Source organism: Pseudomonas sp. F-14 TE3482 (genome assembly GCF_053629455.1).
The window spans coordinates 6,106,876-6,127,972 of sequence record NZ_JBRJII010000001.1; the positions used below are offsets into that span (position 1 = coordinate 6,106,876).

A 21,097-nucleotide genomic window follows, 5' to 3' on the forward strand; every position below is an offset into this window, starting at 1 on the left:
CGTTCCGAGCGGCTCCTTGCAGTGAGTATCGGGCTATCGACAAACGATAGCCCGACGGCGACGGGTCGTCAGGCCTGGGCTGCTAGAACACGCCGTTCCCAGGGAGTAATTTCATCAAAGAAGCTGGTCAACTCCATGGTCTTCGAAGCGATGTAGCCTTCGATGAACTCCTTGCCGAACAGTTCCTTCGCCAATTGGCTACGTTTCAGACGTTCGAGAGCGGCATGCAAGGTACACGGCAATGAAAGATTATCCGGCACAACGAACTCACCCTGGATCGGCTCGCTCGGCTCCAGTTTGTTCTCGATGCCATACAACCCCGCGGCCAGGCTCGCGGCGATCGCCAGATACGGATTGGCATCGGCCCCCGGCAAGCGGTTTTCGACCCGACGAGCGACCGGTGAACTGGCCGGAATGCGCAGCCCGGCCGCGCGATTGTCGTGGGACCAGCAGGCATTATTTGGCGATGCGAAAGGATGGCATAGGCGCTGATAGGAGTTCACGTTCGGCGCAAACAGCGCAGTGAAATCCGCCAGACCGGCCTGCTGGCCACCGATGAAATGACGGAAGGTCGCGGTCGGCTCGCCGGCCTTGTCGCTGAACACGTTACGCCCGGTGTCGATCTCGACGATGCTCTGATGAATATGCATCGAACTGCCCGGTGTGTGCGCCAACGGCTTGGCCATGCAGACCACGGTCAGGCCATGCTTGAGCGCCACTTCTTTGAGCAGATGCTTGAACAGCAAAGTCTGGTCGGCCAACAGTAGCGGATCACCGTGCAGCAGGTTGATCTCGAACTGGCTGACACCCATCTCGTGCATGAAGGTATCGCGCGGCAAACCCAGCGCCGCCATGCATTCGTAGACTTCATTGAAGAACGGCCGCAAGCCGTTATTGGAACTGACGCTGAACGCCGAATGACCATCCTCGCGACGACCGTCCAGGCCCAGTGGCGGCTGGAAGGGATGCGTCGGGTCAGGGTTGGGCGCAAAGACGAAGAACTCCAGCTCGGTCGCCACCACCGGCGCCAGACCGAGGGCGGCATATCGAGCGATCACGGCCTTGAGTTGGCCGCGGGTCGACAACGGCGAGCTCTCGCCAGTCAGTTCGTCCGCATCACAAATGGCCAGCGCCCGAGGCTGCTGGCTCCAAGGCAAACGGTGGATCTGCGCGGGATCAGGCACCAGCGCCAGATCGCCATCATCGCTGCCATAAAAGCGCGCCGGCGGATAACCGCCCATGATGCATTGCAGCAGCACTCCCCGCGCCATCTGCAAACGCCGCCCTTCAAGAAATCCTTCGGCGGTCATCACCTTGCCGCGTGGTACGCCGTTCAGGTCCGGCGTGACACATTCAATCTCATCAATGCCCGTCAATCGCTGCGCGAGTGAACGATGGCCATCGGTTGTCATGACGCAATCCTTGTTGTTGTACGAGCCGCGAACGGCGACCCGTACAAAATAGGCTTCGGCTGTTCGGAATATCAAGCAGCGTCAAACAAAAAGGTGCAATCCTTGAACAGAAGTGTGATTCAGGGGAGATACAGTCTGAACACGCCACCGCCCAACGGGCCGCCATTGCTGATTTCGGTGCGTCCGCCCACGCCGTTGCGCTGATGCAAGGCGGCAATCCGTCCGGCAAAGTACAGGCCCAGGCCGGTGCTGCCACTGCTGTGGTTGATGCCCTGCACGTAATCGGCCTGACGCTCGATCATCTCGGGCGGATAACCCTCGCCATCGTCATTGATGGTCAGCACCAGTTGCCCGGCCTCATCGCTGACGCTGATCAACAAGGCATCGCGGGCGTAACGCATGGCATTGTTGATGCAGTTGGCGAGTACCGAGGCAATCAGTTCCCGGTCAAAGAAACCCAGCGGGCTCAACGGGTCCACTTCATAGCTCGCGATAATGCCGCGGCTGGCGAACACTTCCTGGTGAGCCGCCAGTTGCGCCTCGATGAAATCATCCAGCTCATGGTAGGCCGGCTGCAACGGCATCTGGTTGACACCGAGTTTGTACAGCCCCAGCAATTGCACCAGCATGCCATTGAGGTGGGCGAACTCGAAGTCGATCACGCCCTGCTCCGGGGTGTGTTGCTCGGGATCGGGCAAGCGCGCCAGCCATTGGCTGTGCGCCTGCATCAGCATGGCCAGGGAGTTCTTCATGTCATGCACGGTGGAGGCAATCACCGTGGAAAAGTCGAGTGACGGTTCGCTGTCGATCATTCGCCGAACGCCTTGATTTTCAGTTTCTGGTAGCGCGGATAACGCGCGTCGGTATCGGGCATCAGGCCGACGGTTTTCAGGCAGGCCCGGCATTCTTCCAGTTCGGCCGACGGCACGCTGGTGTCAGTGCCATGCAACAGCGACTGCGCCATGTTCAGGGCAATACTGATGTTCTTCGGCTGCAACGCCAGGGCTTTGCGGAATACATCCCGGGCTTCCACCAGGTTCCCGGTCTTGTACACCCGCACGCCCTGACGGTTAAGGTCGGCGGCTGCGTTGCCGGAGTTGAGGATGGTCGGGTCGTCGGTCAGTTTGGCGATGCCTTTCATCACGGTCGGATCGTCGCCGTAGATTTCCGCACAGTTTTTCAGCATCGAAGCGCCGGCACTCGCCTGCCCCAACATTTGCAGCTGCTTGGCCACCAGCAGCGCCGCTTCGGCGCTCATGAACTGCTCCATGCCATCGAGACGCATCATCGCCTGCTCGGTGAGCTTCTCGGCGGTTTCGGCATCGTTGAGCAACAGGCTGGTGGCTTTCATCAGGCGCGCACGAATCTGCAGGCCGGGGTCGGAAGGGTTCTCCTTCGCCACCGCACTCAGCGTGGTGTTGATTTCGAGGCGGGTCCGGGTGTCCAGGCCTTTCTCACTGCCCTTGCTGATCAAGGCATGGGCCAGGCCGAGGTTGCTTTCCGCATCCTTGAAACGTGACTGTGCCCCTTGGGCCACCGCCTGACGATAGGCTCTGGAGGCGGTGTCGAAATCTTCGTTGGCCATCGCCAGCTTGCCCAGCAACGCTTGCCGGCGCACCGCCAGCGGCGACAGGCGAATAGCCTCTTCCAGGACTCTCTGCGCTCCCTTGGTGTCCCCTTCGGCGACCAGCACATCGGCCATGCCGTCGTAGAGGGCCGGCATCATCGGAAAGACTTTCAGGGCCTTTTCATAAATGCCTTTGGCCTGGCTGACCTGGCCGCGCTTGAACAGCAACTGGCCCAACCCGGCAAATGCCCATGGCAAAGGCCGATCAGCAATGATGCTGTCATAGAGACGCTCCAGCGCTTCGTTCTGGTTCAAATCGCGCAACGCATCGGCGCGGTAACGCAGGCACAGCGGCGAATACCGAATGTCCTGTTTGCACAGGGCAATGCAGGCATTGAGCACTTCAACCGGTTTGCCCCGGTCAAGGGCTTGCAGGATCGGTTTGAGCAACGTTTTGCGCTGCTCCAGCCGTTCCAGGCGCTGGGCCAGGCCCGAACGGTTGAACGGCTTGGTCAGGTAAGCGTCGGGCTCATGCTCCAGTGCGCTGAGTACCATGGCCTGGCTGGTTTCGGCAGTGACCATGACAAACACGCTTTCATGGCTGATCAGCTTCTCGATCATCAGGTCTTCAAGCACCTGTTGACCGTTCTTCTTGCCGTCGCCCAGGTGGAAATCCTGCAGGATGAAATCGTAGGACTTCTGCGAGCACATGCGCAGCGCCTGTTCACCGGTATCGGCGGTGTCCACGTCCTTGACGCCCAGCTCCCGCAGCATGGACCTGACGGAACTGCGGAAATCCGAGAAATCATCGACGATCAGGAAGCTTTTTTGGTGATACGACAGCATCGAAGATTTCCAGGCAATTTAAGAAGAACAACCTAAAGGCAGTTACACGGATGAACTCAGCGTCGCGGCCGTTTTTCGGGCGCGCAGATGATAGCGGGAGGCCATAGGCTATCAAGCGATTTCGCACAATTCCGCGATCACACGTGCCGACCGTCAGCGACGAAACTCACACAGCCGATCGGGTTATCGGCCAGTAGTCGCGTTCCCTTGAAGCGACGGGAATGCAATCGCACGTTGGGTGGTCAAAAACTTATATAACCCCACAAATGCGCGCTAAATAATTGAAGGCCTTATTGAAAAACGGGATTATTCTGAATTGACGCGCGTTTTATACCCGCTTGAACTCAATACGCTTTACATCGCCAGCAAAGGCAAAAGAAATGACCACCAACCCCAAGCACTCGGCCACCGCTCCTGAGCAAAAGGCCCTGAGCCCCAGCACCCTGGACTTTCCGGTGGTGGGTATTGGCGCGTCAGCGGGCGGGCTGCAAGCCATTAAATTGTTCTTCGAGAACATGCCTCACGATAACGGCATGGCGTTTGTGATCATTCTCCACCTGTCGCCCGACCATCAGAGCATCGCAGACAAGATCATCCAGGAATCGACCCGGATGCCGGTTCTGCAGGTCACCGAAACCGTGCCGATCGAAAAAAAAAACCGGGTGTACGTCATCTCACCGGCGCAGCGGCTGACGATGAATGACGGCAACCTTGAGGTCAGTGAAAACGATCCACAGTTGGGACGCCACGCCTCGATCGATCTGTTCTTCCGTGACCTGGCCGAAGTACACCAGGAACACGCCTTTTGCCTGGTACTTTCCGGCAGCGGTTCCGATGGCGCGGTCGGCTTGTCACGTATCAAGGAACACGGCGGCATCACCATGGCCCAAGTGCCGGAAGATGCCGAGTTCGACGGTATGCCACGCGCAGCCATCGAGACCGGCATGGTCGATCTGGTGTTACCCGTGGTCGAAATGCCGCAAAAGTTGCTGGATCTGTGGCACAACTCCCAGGAAATCAGCTTGCCCACCGCCAACGACCCGGAACTGCAAACCATCGCCTCGGTGTCCGAGCGTGATGCAGCGCTCGCCGAACAAATGCTGCATGACGTGCTGATCCAGTTACGCACCGGTACCGGCCATGACTTCAAGCACTATAAACGCGCGACGGTATTACGTCGGATCGAGCGCCGGATGCAGGTCACGGCCCAGCCGGACCTGGTGGCTTACTACCGCTACCTGCAAAGCAATCCCGAAGAAACCAAGGCGCTGCTGGGGGACATGCTGATCGGCGTGACCAACTTCTTCCGCGATCGCGAAGCCTTCGAAGCGCTGGAGCGCGATATCGTGCCGCAACTGGTCAGCGCCGCGGTCTCGGCGCAGCCTGAGAAAGAAGAAATTCGAGTGTGGTCGGCTGGCTGCTCCACCGGCGAAGAAGCCTACAGCCTGGCGATGCTGGTCAACGATCAGCTGCAACTGGAATCCAGCAAGGCCTCGCTGCAAATTTTTGCCACCGATATCGACGAACGCGCCATCAGCATCGGCCGGGCCGGTCTGTACCCGCAAGCGATCGTCACGGATGTGCCGCCGACGCGGCTGCGGCATTACTTTATCAAGGAGGATGACCACTATCGGATTCGCAAGGAAATCCGCGAGAAGGTGCTGTTCGCCAAACACAGCCTGTTATCCGACCCGCCTTTCTCGCAAATCGACCTGATCGTTTGCCGCAACCTGCTGATCTATCTGGATCGCGAAGTACAGCGCGAAATCCTTCAGATGTTCCACTTTGCATTGCGCCCTGGCGGCTTCCTGTTCCTGGGGTCTTCAGAAAGCGCAGACGCTTGCCATGATCTGTTCACGCCGGTGGACAAACGCAACCGGATCTTCCGCGCCAAGACCGGCACCGCCAATAGCCGACGCACGCCGACCGTGCCGCGCGGTGGTTATGTACGCAGCAACGTTTCCCGCCAGACACCGCAAAACGCAGTGCCGCGCAAGCTGTCCTTCGCCGACATCCACCAGCGCGCCCTCGAGCGCGCCGCCCCGCCGAGCATGATTGTCGATGCTAACGCCGACATCTTGCACATGAGTGAAAGTGCCGGGCGTTTCCTGCGGCATGTGGGCGGTGAGCTGTCACGCAACCTGCTGACGCTGATCCTTCCGGAGCTGCGCCTGGAGATCCGCACCACATTGTTCCAGGTCCAGCAGAGTGGCCTGGCGGTCAAGTCCCGCGAGGTGCCGATCAAGCGCGAAGACCGGCGCTACAAGGTCAGCCTGGAGGCACAGCCTTACAAGGATGAAGAATCGGACGGCGAGTTCGTCCTGGTGATTTTCGAGGAGGTCGAAGTCGATCCTTCGCAAGTGACGACCACGACCCTGCTGCAAACCGAGAGCCAGGTACTGTCCAACCTGGAGCGTGAACTGCAACGCACCAAGCTGCATTTGCAGGACACCATTGAACAATCGGAAATCTCCAGTGAAGAACTGAAAGCCTCCAACGAAGAAATGCAGGCGATCAACGAAGAATTGCGCTCGGCCACCGAAGAGCTGGAAACCAGCAAGGAAGAGCTGCAGTCGATCAACGAAGAGTTGCTGACGGTCAACTACGAGCTGAAAACCAAAGTCGAAGAAACCGACAAGATCAACGACTACCTGACCAACCTGATCGCCTCCACCGACATTGCCACGGTCTTTGTCGACCGCAGCATGCGGATCAAATGGTTCACCCCGCGCGCCACAGACATTTTCAGCATGTTGCCGATGGATACCGGCCGTTCACTGCTCGACATCACCCATCGCCTGCACTACGAAGAGCTGGCGAGTGATGCCGCCCAGGTATTCGAATCATTGAACATGATCGAGCGTGAAGTCAGCAGCACCGACAAGCGCTGGTACATCGCCCGCCTGCTGCCCTACCGCTCCAGCGAAGACCATATCGACGGTACGGTGTTGACCTTCATCGACATCACCAAACGCCGCGCGGCCGAAGAAGAACTGCGCCTGGGCGAAGAACGCATGCGCCTGGTGGCCGAAAGCACCCGCGACTACGCAATCATCACCCTCGATAAGCAAGGCGTGATCACCAGCTGGAACAAGGGCGCCGAGCTGATTTTCGGCTACAGCAAGGCCGAAGCCGAAGGCGCTTACTACGACTTCATTTTTTCCGCCGAAGACCGCGCCTCCGGCGTGCCCGAAACCGAGCTGCAAGGGGCTCGTACCCATGGCCGTTCCGAGGATGAACGCTGGCACCTGCGCAAGGACGGCAGCCGTTTCTATTGCAGCGGCGAGGTGACCCTGCTCAGCGGTGACAACCTGCGAGGCTATGTGAAAATCGCCCGTGACCTGACCGGCCACAAACGCCAGCATGAAGAGCAGAGTCAACAACTGGCCGAGACGCTGAACACCAATTACCTCAAGGATGAGTTCTTCGCGGTCATGTCCCACGAACTCAAGCATCCGCTGAACCTGATCCAGCTCAACGCCGAACTGCTGCGGCGCTTGCCGGTGACCAAGTCTGTGGCGCCGGCCGCCAAAGCCGTCAGCACCATCTGCGATGCCGTCAGCAGCCAGGCACGGATCATCGATGACCTGCTGGACGTTGCCCGTGTGCGTACCGGCAAGCTCAAGCTAAAACCGGTGGCCGTGGACCTGACCAGTGTGCTGCACGATATCCACACTGTCGTGCTCAATGATCGGCATAGCACCACCGTCGAATTGCAAGTACCGTCGGAGCCGTTGATGGTGTGCGCCGATCCGACGCGCCTGGAGCAGATCATCTGGAACCTGGTGAACAATGCACTGAAATTCACCCCGCCCAACGGCCACGTGCAATTGATCGCCCGGCAGGCAGGAAATATGGCTCGCCTGGACGTCAAGGATGATGGCATCGGTATCGCGGCCGAGCACCTCGAACACGTATTCGACCTGTTTGGCCAGGCAGAAACCCAGCACGCCAACCACCAACGCGAGGGGCTTGGCATCGGTTTGTCGCTGGTCCGCCAGTTGACCGAGGCCCAACGGGGTACGGTGGAGGTGAGTTCGCCGGGCGTCGGGGAAGGCTGTACCTTCAGTGTCTACTTGCCACTGGCCAGCACCAAAGGCGAAACCCGAACCGAGGCTCAAATCGACGATGTGTCAGGAAGACTGAGCGGCTTGACGATTCTGCTGGTCGACGACTCTGCCGAGGTACTGGAAACCCTGAAAATGCTGCTGGAAATGGAAGACGCCGAAGTCATTGCCTTCGATCGCCCGGTGGCCGCCCTGGACGCGGCGAAAAACACCCGTTTCGATCTGATCATTTCGGATTTGGGCATGCCGGTCATGAACGGCCATGAGCTGATGAATGCATTGCGTCAGTTGCCGCTTGCCAAGGATGTGCCGGCCATTGCCCTGACCGGCTATGGCGCCAGCAGCGACATTAAAAAGGCCCGCCAATCGGGTTTTAACCAGCACATTGGAAAACCGGTTTCCTACGATGACCTGATCACAACCATCGAGTCCCTGCGGCAATCCCAGGCCTGAGGACCCGGCAATGGCTCAGCGTAAATAGGCGCGTTGTACACAGACGCGCCGGTCAATCGCCTGTTTCAGTCGCTCCTTGTGGTCTGCCCAGACCTTGGGATCGACCTTGGGCGCGCGCATGAGGTTCAACATGGCCGCTTTGGCGGCCAGGTATTCCGACCATGCGTCTTCGCAACTGAGCTTGAAACGCTCATGTTCGTTCATTTCCATGCGCCGCAGCGCCAGTACCGACTCATCAGTGATGACCGGGCTTAGCGTCAACTGCACCCGATGCGGTGCGACGAACCCTTGCGCGTCCGCCACAATATCCCTCGCGCGCTGAGCGCCCCATTTCAACGCCGCGCAGTAAGGCTCATCGCGATCCGTGTCGTGAAACTCCTCGCACAGCATGATCCCATGGTGATCGTAAATACCTATGAACACTTGGGTGACACCTTCGAGATTCACCTGCGCACGAACTTCCACTTGCACCCCATCGCTGAGCACTTCTTCATGGATGTGCAGCGATAACCGATTGTCGGTCCATAACCAGAACTGCGCGCCTCTGTGTCGCATGGCTTGGCTCCTTGTGGAATGAGCAGTAAGGCATAGCAATGACTGACTTTCCATGTAGGTCGTCGGCTGGTTTTAGCCATGAAAAACCTGCCACAGCAGACGCGGGACCGCTTTTCGCAGGAGCCAGGCTTGCCGGCGAAGGCGTCCTTAAGAGCGCCTTCGCCGGCAAGCCTGGCTCCTACATGTCCGATTTATCCTTAACCGACCTGCATCAGGCTCTGGCAGGGCCTTTTTAACACTGAACGCTGAAATTTCAGGGGCGTCCCAGCATCGATAAAACACAGCCAGCCCATGCCGCATAAGGGTTTCAGATCGTTTGAGCCGCACCAGTGTTGAGTGCCTGCGGCCCCTTCGCCAAAAACAAATCGACATAATATTGACACCGAAATACCCGCCCGTCGGAATATTGGCACGTCGTACTGTTAGCTGCGGTTAACACCTTTACAAAGCCTGCCCCCACAACTAAACACACATCAAACTGATATCAGGAAAGGCCGTACCCCTGAGTCGGTGCTCTCTCAAAACACGGCCTCATCCAGCCATTATTTCAGGAGTCCCTGCCACATGGGTGCTCTCAGTCTATTGCGTGCCATGTGCAGCGCAGCCCCAGCCTCGGGCTCACATTCGCCCGACCTGCCCTGCGATCCGCGCCTCAAGCGCGGCGAACTTTTCCATCTTCGCAATACCCGCGCGCCTCTGCCGGCAGCGCCTGGCCCGTCAGGCCGGCGATGTCCGGCGGCCGCCTCGCACCACTCTTGAACGACCTGAGCGGTGCAAGAACGGGACTTCTTCCTGCTAGCAGTCCCTAGCGATTCTAAAAACAAAAAAATGGCATTTCCGGGAGAAAGACATGGCAACCACCACAACGACTAGCGACGGCACCGTTACTTCGCTTTCCAACACTCCGCAGGCGCAGGAGGACATTTTCACTGCTGGAGTTATTGGCACGAGCACCGCGGCCATCACCGAAGACCTGCTGGGCGTCGTGTACCTGGACGTCATGTCCAATGACCTCGGCGGCAGCGCAAAGACACTGTGGTCACTCGATGACGCGACCAGTCTTTCTACCGCCACCAAGATTTATGCGCCGGCCGACCTCCTGATCCAGGACACGGGCAGAATTGAGGCGACAAGTACTGACACCAGTTTCAACGGGGCAAAGATCTGGATTACCTCGGATGGCAAAGTCGGCTACGACGCCGCTACGTTGTCGACTGCTTTCAAGGCACAACTTCAGGCGCTGGCGGGTGGAGGGACTCTGACGGACACCTTTACCTATGCGATTCGTCTCGGCAACGGCACGCTCAGTTGGGCCACTGCGCAGGTGCAGTTCGCAGGTGCGAATGACAGCGTGACGATGGGCACAGGTGTGCAGGCCGGCACAGTAACCGAAGATGCGACCACGACATCGAGCCCGACCGATTCGCTGAGTGCGACAGGCACTATTGCCTTTAGCGATGTTGACCTGAGCGACACGCATACCGCTTCTTTCGTGGCTGCGGGAGACAACGCCACCGCGCTGGGCAATTTCACCCTTGCATCAGTAACTGAAGCGGCCAACGCAGCCGACGGCACGGTTAACTGGACTTACACCCTGAATAATGCGGCAGCCCAATCCCTGGCCCAGGGTCAGACGGCTACCGAAACTTATGTAGTCACCATCAGTGACGGGCATGGTTCGTCGACCACGCAGAATGTGATGATCACCATCACCGGCACCAACGATCAGGTGCAGATCACCAGCGGCGTGCAAGCCGGCGATGCCGGGGAAGACAGCGGCGACTACTCAGCCAGCGGCAACATCACCTTCACCGACGTCGACCTGATCGATACCCACAGCGTCACCGTCACACCGGGTGCTTCCGGCTATCTGGGCAGTTTCACCACTAATCCACTGAGCGACAGCACCGGCACGGGCAGTGGTTCGCTGGGTTGGAACTTCGCGGTGAACAACACCGACCTGCAGTTCCTCGGCGAAGGCCAGATCGTCACCCAAACCTATAACGTGGCGATTGGCGACGGCGCGGTGCAGACCGTGACTATCACCATTACCGGCACCAACGATCAGGTGCAGATCACCAGCGGCGTGCAAGCCGGCGATGCAGGGGAAGACAGCGGCGACTACGCAGCCAGCGGCAGCATCACCTTCACCGACGTCGACCTGATCGACACCCACAGCGTTACCGTCACGCCGGGCGCTTCCGGTTATCTGGGCAGTTTCACCACTAATCCACTGAGCGACAGCACCGGCACGGGCAGCGGTTCTCTGGGCTGGAACTTCGCGGTGAACAACACCGCCCTGCAGTTCCTCGGCGAAGGCCAGAGCGTCACCCAAACCTATGACGTGGCGATCGGCGACGGCGCGGTGCAGACCGTGACCATCACCATTACCGGCGACAACGACCAAGTGCAGATCACCAGCGGCGTGCAAGCCGGCGATGCAGGGGAAGACAGCGGCGACTACGCAGCCAGCGGCAGCATCACCTTCACCGACGTCGACCTGATCGACACCCACAGCGTTACCGTCACGCCGGGCGCTTCCGGTTATCTGGGCAGTTTCACCACTGATCCACTGAGCGACAGCACCGGCACGGGCAGCGGTTCGCTGGGCTGGAACTTCGCGGTGAACAACACTGCCCTGCAGTTCCTCGGCGAAGGCCAGAGCGTCACCCAAACCTATGACGTGGCGATTGGCGACGGCGCGGTGCAGACCGTGACCATCACCATTACCGGCGACAACGACCAAGTGCAGATCACCAGCGGCGTGCAGGCCGGCGATGCCAAGGAAGACAGCGGCGACTACGCGGCCAGCGGCAACATCACCTTCACCGACATCGACTTGATCGATACCCACAGCGTTACCGTCACGCCGGGCGCTTCCGGCTATCTGGGCAGTTTCACCACTAATCCACTGAGCGACAGCACCGGCACGGGCAGCGGTTCTCTGGGCTGGAACTTCGCGGTGAACAACACTGCCCTGCAGTTCCTCGGCGAAGGCCAGATCGTCACCCAAACCTATGACGTGGCGATCGGCGACGGCGCGGTGCAGACCGTGACCATTATTATCACTGGCACCAACGACCAGCCGACGCTGACAATTACCGACACCACCGGCACGATGAACGAAGGCAACGGCACGGCCACCCTGAGCGACAGCGGCGCACTGAGCTTTGCCGATCTGGACAGTACCGACACGGTGATCGTGTCGCAGACCGCCAACGGCGACATCACCTGGAGCGGCGGCGCGCTCAATGTCGGTGTGGCCTCGGCACTGGTGGCTGGTTTTTCGGTCGACCAGAACAGCTGGGACTACAGCAGCAATCAGAACCTCGACTTCCTCGGTGCGGGTGAAACCATCACCTTCTCGTACGCGGTGGTCGCCACCGACGACAGCGACGCGGCTAACGCTGTCTCGGCGACGCAGACCGTCACCATCACTATCACCGGCACTAACGATGCGCCCGTGCTCAGCTTCGTGACGGGCAACGATGCCGGCGCGGTAAAGGAAGACACCACGCTCAGCGTCAGCGGCCAGTTCAGCTCGGCCGACATCGATCACGATGCCACGACCAGTTGGAGCATTGTCGGTAGCAATACCGGCAGCTACGGCTCGATCGCCGTCGACAGCACTGGCCAGTGGACGTACACGCTGGCCAACGGCACCGATGGCATCGCCAGTGCCGTGCAGTCGCTGAAGGCTGGCGAAAGTCATAATGAAGTGTTCAGCGTGCAGGTCAGCGACGGCCTCGGTGGTGTCGATACCCAGCTGGTGACCGTCACCGTCAGCGGCACTAACGATGCACCCGTGCTCAGCTTCGTGACGGGTAACGATGCCGGCGCGGTAAAGGAAGACACCACGCTCAGCGTCAGCGGCCAGTTCAGTTCGGCCGACATCGATCACGACGCCACGACCAGTTGGAGCATTGTCGGTAGCAATACCGGCAGCTACGGCTCGATCGCCGTGGACAGCACCGGCCAGTGGACGTACACCTTGGCCAATGGCACCGATGGCATCGCCAGTGCCGTGCAGTCATTGAAGGCTGGCGAAAGTCATAATGAAGTGTTCAGCGTGCAGGTCAGCGATGGCCTCGGCGGCATCGATACTCAGCTGGTGACCGTTACCGTCAGCGGCACTAACGATGCGCCCGTGCTCAGCTTCGTGACGGGCAACGATGCCGGCGCGGTGCGGGAAGACAGCACCCTCAGCGTCAGCGGCCAGTTCAGCTCGGCCGACATCGATCACGATGCCACGACCAGTTGGAGCATTGCCGGTAGCAATACCGGCAGCTACGGCTCGATCGCCGTCGACAGCACCGGCCAGTGGACGTACACCCTGGCCAATGGCACCGATGGCATCGCCAGTGCCGTGCAATCGCTGAAGGCTGGCGAAAGTCATAATGAAGTGTTCAGCGTGCAGGTCAGCGATGGACTCGGCGGTGTCGATACTCAGCTGGTGACCGTTGCCGTCAGCGGCACTAACGATGCGCCCGTGCTCAGCTTCGTAACCGGCAACGATGCCGGCGCGGTGCGGGAAGACAGCACCCTCAGCGTCAGCGGCCAGTTCAGCTCGGCCGACATCGATCACGATGCCACGACCAGTTGGAGCATTGTCGGTAGCAATACCGGCAGCTACGGCTCGATCGCCGTCGACAGCACTGGCCAGTGGACGTACACGCTGGCCAACGGCACCGATGGCATCGCCAGTGCCGTGCAGTCGCTGAAGGCTGGCGAAAGTCATAATGAAGTGTTCAGCGTGCAGGTCAGCGACGGCCTCGGCGGTGTCGATACTCAGCTGGTGACCGTTGCCGTCAGCGGCACTAACGATGCGCCCGTGCTCAGCTTCGTGACGGGCAACGATGCCGGCGCGGTAAAGGAAGACACCACGCTCAACGTCAGCGGCCAATTCAGTTCGGCCGACATCGATCACACTGCTACGGCCACTTGGAGCATCGCGGGTACGAATACCGGCACCTATGGTTCGATCGCGGTGGATAGCACTGGCAAATGGACTTACACCCTCGCCAATGGCACCGATGGCATTGCCAGCGCGGTGCAATCGCTGGGGGCTGGCGAAAGTCACGATGAAGTGTTCACCGTGCAGGTAAGCGATGGCCTTGGCGGCGTGGACACTCAGCTGGTGACCGTTACTGTCACCGGTACTAACGATGCCGCCGTGTTGTCCGCCGACATCGCCAACCTGACCGAGACCAATGCCCCACTCACCACCAACGGCACCTTGACCATCAGCGACATCGACAGCGCCGCGACCTTCGTCGCCCAGACCAACACCGCCGGCAGTTACGGCCAATTCTCCATCGGCACTAATGGTGCCTGGAGCTATGTCGCCAATAGCGCTCACAACGAGTTCGTCGCCGGCACCACCTACACCGACACCTTCGTCGTGAGCAGTGCCGACGGCACCCTCACTTCGGTCACCGTCCATATCCTCGGCACCAACGATGCCGCCGTGTTGTCCGCCGACATCGCCAATCTGACCGAAACCAATGCCCCACTGACCACCAACGGCACCTTGACCATCAGCGACATCGACAGCGCCGCGACCTTCGTCGCCCAACCCAACACCGCCGGCAGTTACGGCCAATTCTCCATCGGCACCAATGGTGCCTGGAGCTATGTCGCCAATTCCGCCCACAACGAGTTCGTCGCTGGCACCACCTACACCGAAACTTTCTCAGTGAGCAGCGCCGACGGCACCCTCACTTCAGTCACCGTGCATATCCTCGGCACCAACGACGCCGCCGTGTTGTCCGCCGACATCGCTAACCTGACCGAGACCAATGCCCCGCTGACCACCAACGGCACCTTGACCATCAGCGATGTCGACAGCGCCGTGACCTTCGTCGCCCAACCCAACACCGCCGGCAGCTACGGCCAGTTCTCCATCGGCACTAATGGTGCCTGGAGTTATGTCGCCAATAGCGCCCACAACGAGTTCGTCGCCGGCACCACCTACACCGACACTTTCTCAGTGAGCAGTGCCGATGGCACCCTCACTTCGGTCACCGTGCATATCCTCGGCACCAACGATGCCGCCGTGTTGTCCGCCGACATCGCCAACCTCACCGAGACCAATGCCCCGCTGACCACCAACGGCACCTTGACCATCAGCGACATCGACAGCGCCGCGACCTTCGTCGCCCAACCCAACACCGCCGGCAGTTACGGCCAATTCTCCATCGGCACCAATGGTGCCTGGAGCTATGTCGCCAATTCCGCCCACAACGAGTTCGTCGCCGGCACCACCTACACCGACACCTTCGTCGTGAGCAGTGCCGACGGCACCCTCACTTCGGTCACCGTGCATATCCTCGGCACCAACGATGCCGCCGTGTTGTCCGCCGACATCGCCAACCTGACCGAAACCAATGCCCCGCTGACCACCAACGGCACGCTGACCATCAGCGACATCGACAGCGCCGCGACCTTCGTCGCCCAACCCAACACCGCCGGCAGTTACGGCCAATTCTCCATCGGCACCAATGGTGCCTGGAGCTATGTCGCCAATAGCGCTCACAACGAGTTCGTCGCCGGCACCACCTACACCGATACCTTCGTCGTAAGCAGTGCCGATGGCACCCTCACCACGGTCACAGTCCGCATCACCGGCAGTAACGACGCCGCCGTGTTGTCCTCGGCCAACATCGTGCTGACCGAAACCAATGCCCCACTCACCACCGGCGGCAGTCTCACCGTTAGCGACATCGACAGCCCGGAAACCTTCCAGGCCCAATCCGGTACCGCCGGCGCCAACGGAACCTTCGCCATCGATGCCGCGGGTAACTGGAGCTATACCGCCAACTCGGCCTTCGACGCACTCAATGTCGGCGACAACCTGAACGATACCTTCACGGTACTCAGTGCCGACGGCACCGCGACCTCGGTGACCGTCACCATCAAAGGCAGTAACGACGCCGCCGTGCTGTCCTCAGCCAGCGTCACGCTGACCGAAACCAATGCCCCGCTGACCACAGCTGGCACCCTCACCATCAGCGATGTCGATAGCCCGGAAACCTTCCAGGCCCAATCCGGTACCGCCGGCGCCAACGGAACCTTCGCCATCGATGCCGCAGGTAACTGGAGCTATACCGCCAACTCGGCCTTCGACTCACTTAATGTCGGCGACAGCCTGACCGACACCTTCACGGTACTCAGTGCCGACGGCACCTCGACTGCAGTGACGGTGACCATCAACGGCAGCAACGACTCGCCAACAATCACCTCCAACGGCGGTGGTACGACTGCTTCGGTCAGCTTGGCGGAGAACACCACGGCAGTTACAACGGTGGTAGCAACCGACGTTGATCTTCCGGCACAAACCCTGAGCTACAGCATCGTCGGCGGAGTGGATGCCGCGAAGTTCTCGATCGTTTCAGGCACAGGCGCGCTGAGCTTTATCTCTGCACCTAACTTTGAGTCCCCAACTGATTCGGGAACCAACAACATCTATGACGTGATTGTGCGGGCATCGGACGGCACGCTGTTTGACGACCAGGCGATCGCGGTGACCGTGACGGGCGTCAACGACAACAGTCCGGTGATCACCTCCAACGGCGGTGGTGCGACGGCTTCGGTCAGCGTGGCGGAGAACACCACGGCGGTCACGACAGTAACGGCGACCGATGCTGATCTTCCGGCGCAAACCCTGAGCTACTCGATCCTGAATACGGCCGGGACGGACTTCAGCAAGTTCTCGATCAGTTCAAGCGGGGTGCTGACGTTCAATTCGGCGCCGGATTACGAGAATGCCCAGGATGTCGGTGGTGTTGACGGTGACAACGCCTATGTTGTGGACGTTCTGGTGGTGGACGGTAATGGCGGAACCGACACGCAGACAATGACGGTAAACGTGCAGAACGTAGTGGAGACTCCGGTTGATACCGTGGCGCCGACTGTGACAGTGACGGGGACAGCCTTAGGGAATGTGATCACCCCTTCCCCTTCAACGTCGACAGTCACATTCCAGTTCAGTGAGGTTGTGAGCGGTTTCGACCTTTCGGACGTCACGATGAGTACAACGAACGAAACGCCCCGCGGAACCTGGAGTAACTTCACGCAGGTAGACGGCGATACCTATACGGCGACGCTGACTAGAACGCTGGGCGGTAGCGTGAAAGTCGACGTTACAGCGAACAGCTATACCGACCTGGCGGGTAATGCGGGTGCTGCCGGAAGCAGTGCAAACCTTCCGGCAGGCGTTGCCGGCGAACCTATCAATCTAGCCCTCACTACTCCGTCGAGCGATATCAGCGGCCCGATAACGGTTTCAATCAGTGGTGTTCCCTCGGGATGGATATTCAATGCGGGAACCGACAACGGCGATGGCACCTGGACCGTGCAGACCAGTGATCCTGGCGCATTGACGGTGACAACCCCAAGCGACTTCGCGGGAGCGTTGGTGCTTGATGTCAATATGTACTGGAGCAATAGTGACGGCAGCGACGGTAGCGCTTATGTGTTCAACAACATCGAAGTCTATGCACCCGACGCGCCAATCTTCGCCTTGTCCGCTGACGACAACCTGTCTGGCTCGTCCGGTGCCGACACTTTCGTCTTCGCCCAGCCGATCGGCAACAACCAGATCTACAGTTTCGATGCCACGGCGGACAAAATCGACTTGATCGGCTTCCCGGGCATCAACAGCTTTGCTGACTTGAGCATCACTAACGACGCCAACGGCAATGCACTGGTCAGCATCAGCTCCGGCCAGACAGTCACCCTCAAAGGGGTGGATGCCGCTGACTTGAGCGAAGCGAACTTCCAGTTCGATGTGGATCCGGTCATGACCAATACCGGTACCCTCACCATTGCCGACGGCGCGATCATGCCGTTCGGTGGCAGCATTCATAACAGCGGCACCATCGAACTCCGCTCCACCGGAAGCGAAACCGAGCTGGAAATTCTTTTCCGCGGTGCGACCTTGACCGGTGGCGGCCAGGTACTGTTATCCGACAGCGCGCAGAACGTGATTTTCGGTGGCAGCGCCGACACCGTGCTGACCAACGTCGACAACCGCATTTCCGGTGCCGGCCAGTTGGGCGCCGGGCAGTTGGTGCTGGTCAATGCGGGGTTGATCCTGGCCAGCGGGCTGAACAGCCTGGTGCTCGACACCGGCACCCACACCATCACCAACAGCGGCGTGCTGGAGTCCACGGGTGAAGGCGGCATGACGGTGGCCAGTGCGGTCGAAAACTCCGGTCACTTATGGGCCAACGGTGGCGACATGCGCCTGCTGGCCGACGTGATGGGCAACGGCAGCGCCACCATCGACGGCGACGCGACCCTGACCTTTTCCGGCGCAGCACACGGGTCCGTCGCCTTCCACGGCGAAGGCGCGGGCACACTGGTAATCGCACAGGCCGAAGCGGCGGGTTCCTTGGTCGGCATCCTCGGTCTGGAAAGCGATGACATGCTGACCTTTGGCGATCTCGCCTTCGGCGCCAACACCCAGCTCAGCTACAGCGCCAACGCCTCTGGCAGCGGCGGCCTGCTGACGGTGGACGACGGCATGCACCGGGCCGAGGTGAACCTGCTAGGGCACTACACAGTGGAGGACTTCCAGGTCACCGACGGCGAGGCCGGTACCCAAGTCAGTTACAACGGAGCATCCAGTGGCACACTCGTGGGCAGCATGGCGGCAGACGTACTCAGTGGCGGCGACGGCAACGACATCCTCGCAGGTCGTGGTGGGGAGGACACGCTCAGCGGTGGCGCGGGAGCCGATATGTTCGCCTATCTCAACGCGGCGGAAGGCGGGGACACCATCCTCGACTACAACTTCGCCGAAGGCGACGCACTCGACCTCTCCGCACTGCTCAGCGCCAACTTCGTTAGCGGTATCAGCCAGGCGTCCGACTTCGTCCAACTGGCTCAATCAGGCAGCGACATCACCGTGAAGGTGGATGCCGACGGGGCAGCCAATGGTACGAACTTCGCCGATGTGGCGGTCCTTGCCAACACGGGCACAAGCGGTACCGATCTGGTGCGCACCTGGTTTGGGGAGGCTGACCATACGCTGACGGCTTGATGTTGGGCTGGAGACGAATCCACCGCTGCAGACAGCCACAAAAAAGCCCCACCAGATCACTCTGCGTGGGGCTTTCAAATAGGTGGTGTCCCAGGGCAGGTTCGAACTGCCAACCTTCCCCTTAGGAGGGGGATGCTCTATCCAATTGAGCTACTGAGACACAAGTCGCCCGCAAAGGAATGCGCAGCGATGGACGGCGTGCATGTTAACGGGCAGGCCCGCTTTTGTCATGTCGTCCGTAGGGCTTTTTAAGTGTAGGCAGACGCCTCAGGGTGGCGTGGCTTTGTTTACCGTGCAAATTGCATCACCGCAAAATGCCATCATTGCAAAATGCAATGTGGGCTTTTTGCAAAAATACCTTAATTCGTTGTTTTTAAAGGATTTAATAGCCGTTAGACTTTTGGCATGCGGGCTGCTTCGGCTGTTCTCACAGAACACAGGAGGTCAGCCCCATGAACAGCGCTCTGTTAGTCGCGAACGCGGTCGCTTTGGCGGTTCTGGTGGGTTTTCATTTCTTCCCCGAAAACGACGCTACGACAATTGCTCAACGCATACCTCATTACCTGCAGCTGCAAAAAACGCCTCAATTGGCCGTCACGAACGATCAACGCAGTGTTCTCGGCCAAGAGGTGAGCCAAGAGACTATTCAGCTGCGCACACAGTCTTTCGAACGCTTGGTATTTTGAAATCACCCCATCAGGAGCACAGCATGTCTAAATCAGCCGCAGGATTTTTCGTCCTCGCCTTACTGAGTGGCATCCTTCATTTGTCATTGGTCGGGGACACGGTCGTCACCCTGCCCCTGATTGCTTGCGGCGTGTTCGGTGCGGTGTTTGTGCTGGCGTTGATCGCCGGGCGCAAGATCAAGTTCGATCCGGTTTTGCGCTGAGGTTCAGCAGTTCCAGAAGATTGGCGACAGTTACAGTAAGGTCGCCGGAGTTATCGAGTCGACAGATCTGCATCCCATCGATTGACTCATCAGCCGCAAACAGCGCATTACGGCGCAGTCTTGCTTCAATTTCTGCCGGGCTCTCACGCCCCCGCCGTAAAAGGCGCTCGCGCAGGGCTTCATCCTTGACCGTCAACAGCACCGGCAATAGCGTGGGATAGCGCTGTTGCGCTTCTGCCAGGTGCCCGCGCGAACCGTTGATCAACACATCGCGACCGTCCGCGAGCCATTGGTCTACGCGCACAGGAATACCGTAATTGAGCCCATTGGCCTGCCACGACAGCGCAAAATCCCCTTCGGCCCTGCGTTGTTCGAACTCTTCGCGGGACACCTCGATGGCGTCTTCACCCAACGATTCCGCCGAGCGTGTGATAACGCGACGCACGACTTCACAATTGCGTGCGCGCAGCGGCTCGCGAGCAGCTTCGATAAGGCTGTCCTTGCCGGATCCCGAAGGCCCCATTAAATAAATTAGCCTGCCACCCATCCTGAAATCATCCCGCGCCATATGCCCAGACTAGTAAATCGGCCATTTGCCACTATCCTGTATAAGATAAGGAACAAGGATCGACCCCGCATAGCATGCACCTTCAGGCGTCTTCGGGCATCACCTGTCGGGCAAGAGGACGCGGTCAGTAATTCGGACTCATGGATTATTTTCAAACCAGTCCGCATTTCTGGTAATAGGTGCTGGCATTAAGCCTTTACCCAGATCAATATTTGTCACAGAATTGACGCCAATGATCTGGCTAATTTGAGGCATGATGCGCGCCTCTATCAATTCAGGTTGAACATTTGGCCGGAGTGCTTGTCCTATCTGACATCCTGCGGCCTATCCCGAGAACCGCTCCCCTGAACTAACCGGTTAAATATATGCGCCCATTGAAACAGGCAATTTATTCCAGCCGTACGGCTGACAAGTTCGTCGTACGTCTGCCAGACGGAATGCGTGAACGCATTGCCGAGGTGGCTCGCAATCATCATCGCAGCATGAACTCCGAAATCATCGCGCGCCTTGAGCAAAGCCTTATTCAGGAAGGCGCGTTGGGTGAAGAGTTGAGCATGCGCCTGGACAGCCCCGAACTGTCTTTGCACGAACGCGAACTGCTGCAGCGCTTCCGCCAGCTCTCCCACCGCCAGCAAAACGCTCTGGTTTCGCTGATCGCCCATGACGCCGAAATGGCCGCAGACGCTTCCTGATTC

At 59.3% G+C, this 21,097-nt stretch carries 10 protein-coding genes and 1 tRNA gene; 5 read left to right on the top strand and 6 right to left on the bottom strand.

Annotated features, from left to right (window positions below):
- Positions 1-68 precede the first annotated feature (68 nt).
- The 3 genes from AB7M26_RS27760 to AB7M26_RS27770 form a co-directional block, all read right to left on the bottom strand.
- Complete coding sequence (locus AB7M26_RS27760; RefSeq protein ID WP_185022110.1) at positions 69-1,310, bottom strand: glutamine synthetase family protein; 1,242 nt, start codon at positions 1,308-1,310, stop codon at positions 69-71.
- Between the two features lie 221 nt (positions 1,311-1,531).
- Positions 1,532-2,224: a sensor histidine kinase gene (locus AB7M26_RS27765; protein WP_123495843.1), complete on the bottom strand. Its 693-nt coding sequence runs from the start codon at positions 2,222-2,224 to the stop codon at positions 1,532-1,534.
- Complete coding sequence (locus tag AB7M26_RS27770; protein ID WP_123495840.1) at positions 2,221-3,825, bottom strand: tetratricopeptide repeat-containing response regulator; 1,605 nt, start codon at positions 3,823-3,825, stop codon at positions 2,221-2,223. Before AB7M26_RS27770 ends, AB7M26_RS27765 begins: the two co-directional genes overlap by 4 nt.
- A 380-nt stretch (positions 3,826-4,205) precedes the next feature.
- Here AB7M26_RS27770 and AB7M26_RS27775 point away from each other — a divergent pair, with 380 nt between their 5' ends.
- Entirely contained in the window at positions 4,206-8,345 is a 4,140-nt protein-coding gene (locus AB7M26_RS27775) for a CheR family methyltransferase (RefSeq protein ID WP_429387105.1), read from the top strand.
- Positions 8,346-8,360: 15 nt separating this feature from the next.
- Here the strand turns inward: AB7M26_RS27775 and AB7M26_RS27780 are convergent, their stop codons facing one another.
- Complete coding sequence (locus tag AB7M26_RS27780; RefSeq protein WP_123495836.1) at positions 8,361-8,900, bottom strand: hypothetical protein; 540 nt, start codon at positions 8,898-8,900, stop codon at positions 8,361-8,363.
- A gap of 850 nt (positions 8,901-9,750) precedes the next feature.
- Between AB7M26_RS27780 and AB7M26_RS27785 the strand changes: the two genes are divergently transcribed.
- The gene (locus tag AB7M26_RS27785; RefSeq protein ID WP_429387108.1) at positions 9,751-18,945 is read left to right on the top strand and encodes a beta strand repeat-containing protein; all 9,195 of its coding nucleotides are present in this window, start codon (positions 9,751-9,753) and stop codon (positions 18,943-18,945) included.
- A gap of 83 nt (positions 18,946-19,028) precedes the next feature.
- Here the strand turns inward: AB7M26_RS27785 and AB7M26_RS27790 are convergent.
- Positions 19,029-19,105 (bottom strand) — tRNA-Arg (locus tag AB7M26_RS27790).
- A gap of 292 nt (positions 19,106-19,397) precedes the next feature.
- Between AB7M26_RS27790 and AB7M26_RS27795 the strand changes: the two genes are divergently transcribed.
- Positions 19,398-19,631: a hypothetical protein gene (locus AB7M26_RS27795; protein ID WP_123495834.1), complete on the top strand. Its 234-nt coding sequence runs from the start codon at positions 19,398-19,400 to the stop codon at positions 19,629-19,631.
- A gap of 23 nt (positions 19,632-19,654) precedes the next feature.
- A complete protein-coding gene (locus AB7M26_RS27800) occupies positions 19,655-19,834 on the top strand; it encodes a PA3371 family protein (RefSeq protein WP_123496651.1) in 180 nt (59 codons plus the stop codon).
- Here the strand turns inward: AB7M26_RS27800 and phnN are convergent.
- Positions 19,809-20,381, bottom strand: a complete 573-nt coding sequence (gene phnN / locus AB7M26_RS27805) for a phosphonate metabolism protein/1,5-bisphosphokinase (PRPP-forming) PhnN (RefSeq protein WP_123496649.1) — start codon at positions 20,379-20,381, stop codon at positions 19,809-19,811. The genes AB7M26_RS27800 and phnN overlap by 26 nt on opposite strands.
- 386 nt (positions 20,382-20,767) lie before the next feature.
- Here phnN and AB7M26_RS27810 point away from each other — a divergent pair, with 386 nt between their 5' ends.
- Positions 20,768-21,094 carry an Arc family DNA-binding protein gene (locus AB7M26_RS27810; protein WP_003178899.1) on the top strand — a complete coding sequence of 109 codons (327 nt, stop codon included), beginning with the start codon at positions 20,768-20,770 and terminating at the stop codon, positions 21,092-21,094.
- Positions 21,095-21,097 lie beyond the last annotated feature (3 nt).

What these genes read in the sequence shown, in the direction of transcription:
- AB7M26_RS27760 (WP_185022110.1), bottom strand. Translation starts at nt 1,310, where the DNA reads ATGACCGCCGAAGGATTTCTTGAAGGGCGGCGTTTGCAGATGGCGCGG.
- AB7M26_RS27765 (WP_123495843.1), bottom strand. Translation starts at nt 2,224, where the DNA reads ATGATCGACAGCGAACCGTCACTCGACTTTTCCACGGTGATTGCCTCC.
- AB7M26_RS27770 (WP_123495840.1), bottom strand. Translation starts at nt 3,825, where the DNA reads ATGCTGTCGTATCACCAAAAAAGCTTCCTGATCGTCGATGATTTCTCG.
- AB7M26_RS27775 (WP_429387105.1), top strand. Translation starts at nt 4,206, where the DNA reads ATGACCACCAACCCCAAGCACTCGGCCACCGCTCCTGAGCAAAAGGCC.
- AB7M26_RS27780 (WP_123495836.1), bottom strand. Translation starts at nt 8,900, where the DNA reads ATGCGACACAGAGGCGCGCAGTTCTGGTTATGGACCGACAATCGGTTA.
- AB7M26_RS27785 (WP_429387108.1), top strand. Translation starts at nt 9,751, where the DNA reads ATGGCAACCACCACAACGACTAGCGACGGCACCGTTACTTCGCTTTCC.
- AB7M26_RS27795 (WP_123495834.1), top strand. Translation starts at nt 19,398, where the DNA reads ATGAACAGCGCTCTGTTAGTCGCGAACGCGGTCGCTTTGGCGGTTCTG.
- AB7M26_RS27800 (WP_123496651.1), top strand. Translation starts at nt 19,655, where the DNA reads ATGTCTAAATCAGCCGCAGGATTTTTCGTCCTCGCCTTACTGAGTGGC.
- phnN (WP_123496649.1), bottom strand. Translation starts at nt 20,381, where the DNA reads ATGGGTGGCAGGCTAATTTATTTAATGGGGCCTTCGGGATCCGGCAAG.
- AB7M26_RS27810 (WP_003178899.1), top strand. Translation starts at nt 20,768, where the DNA reads ATGCGCCCATTGAAACAGGCAATTTATTCCAGCCGTACGGCTGACAAG.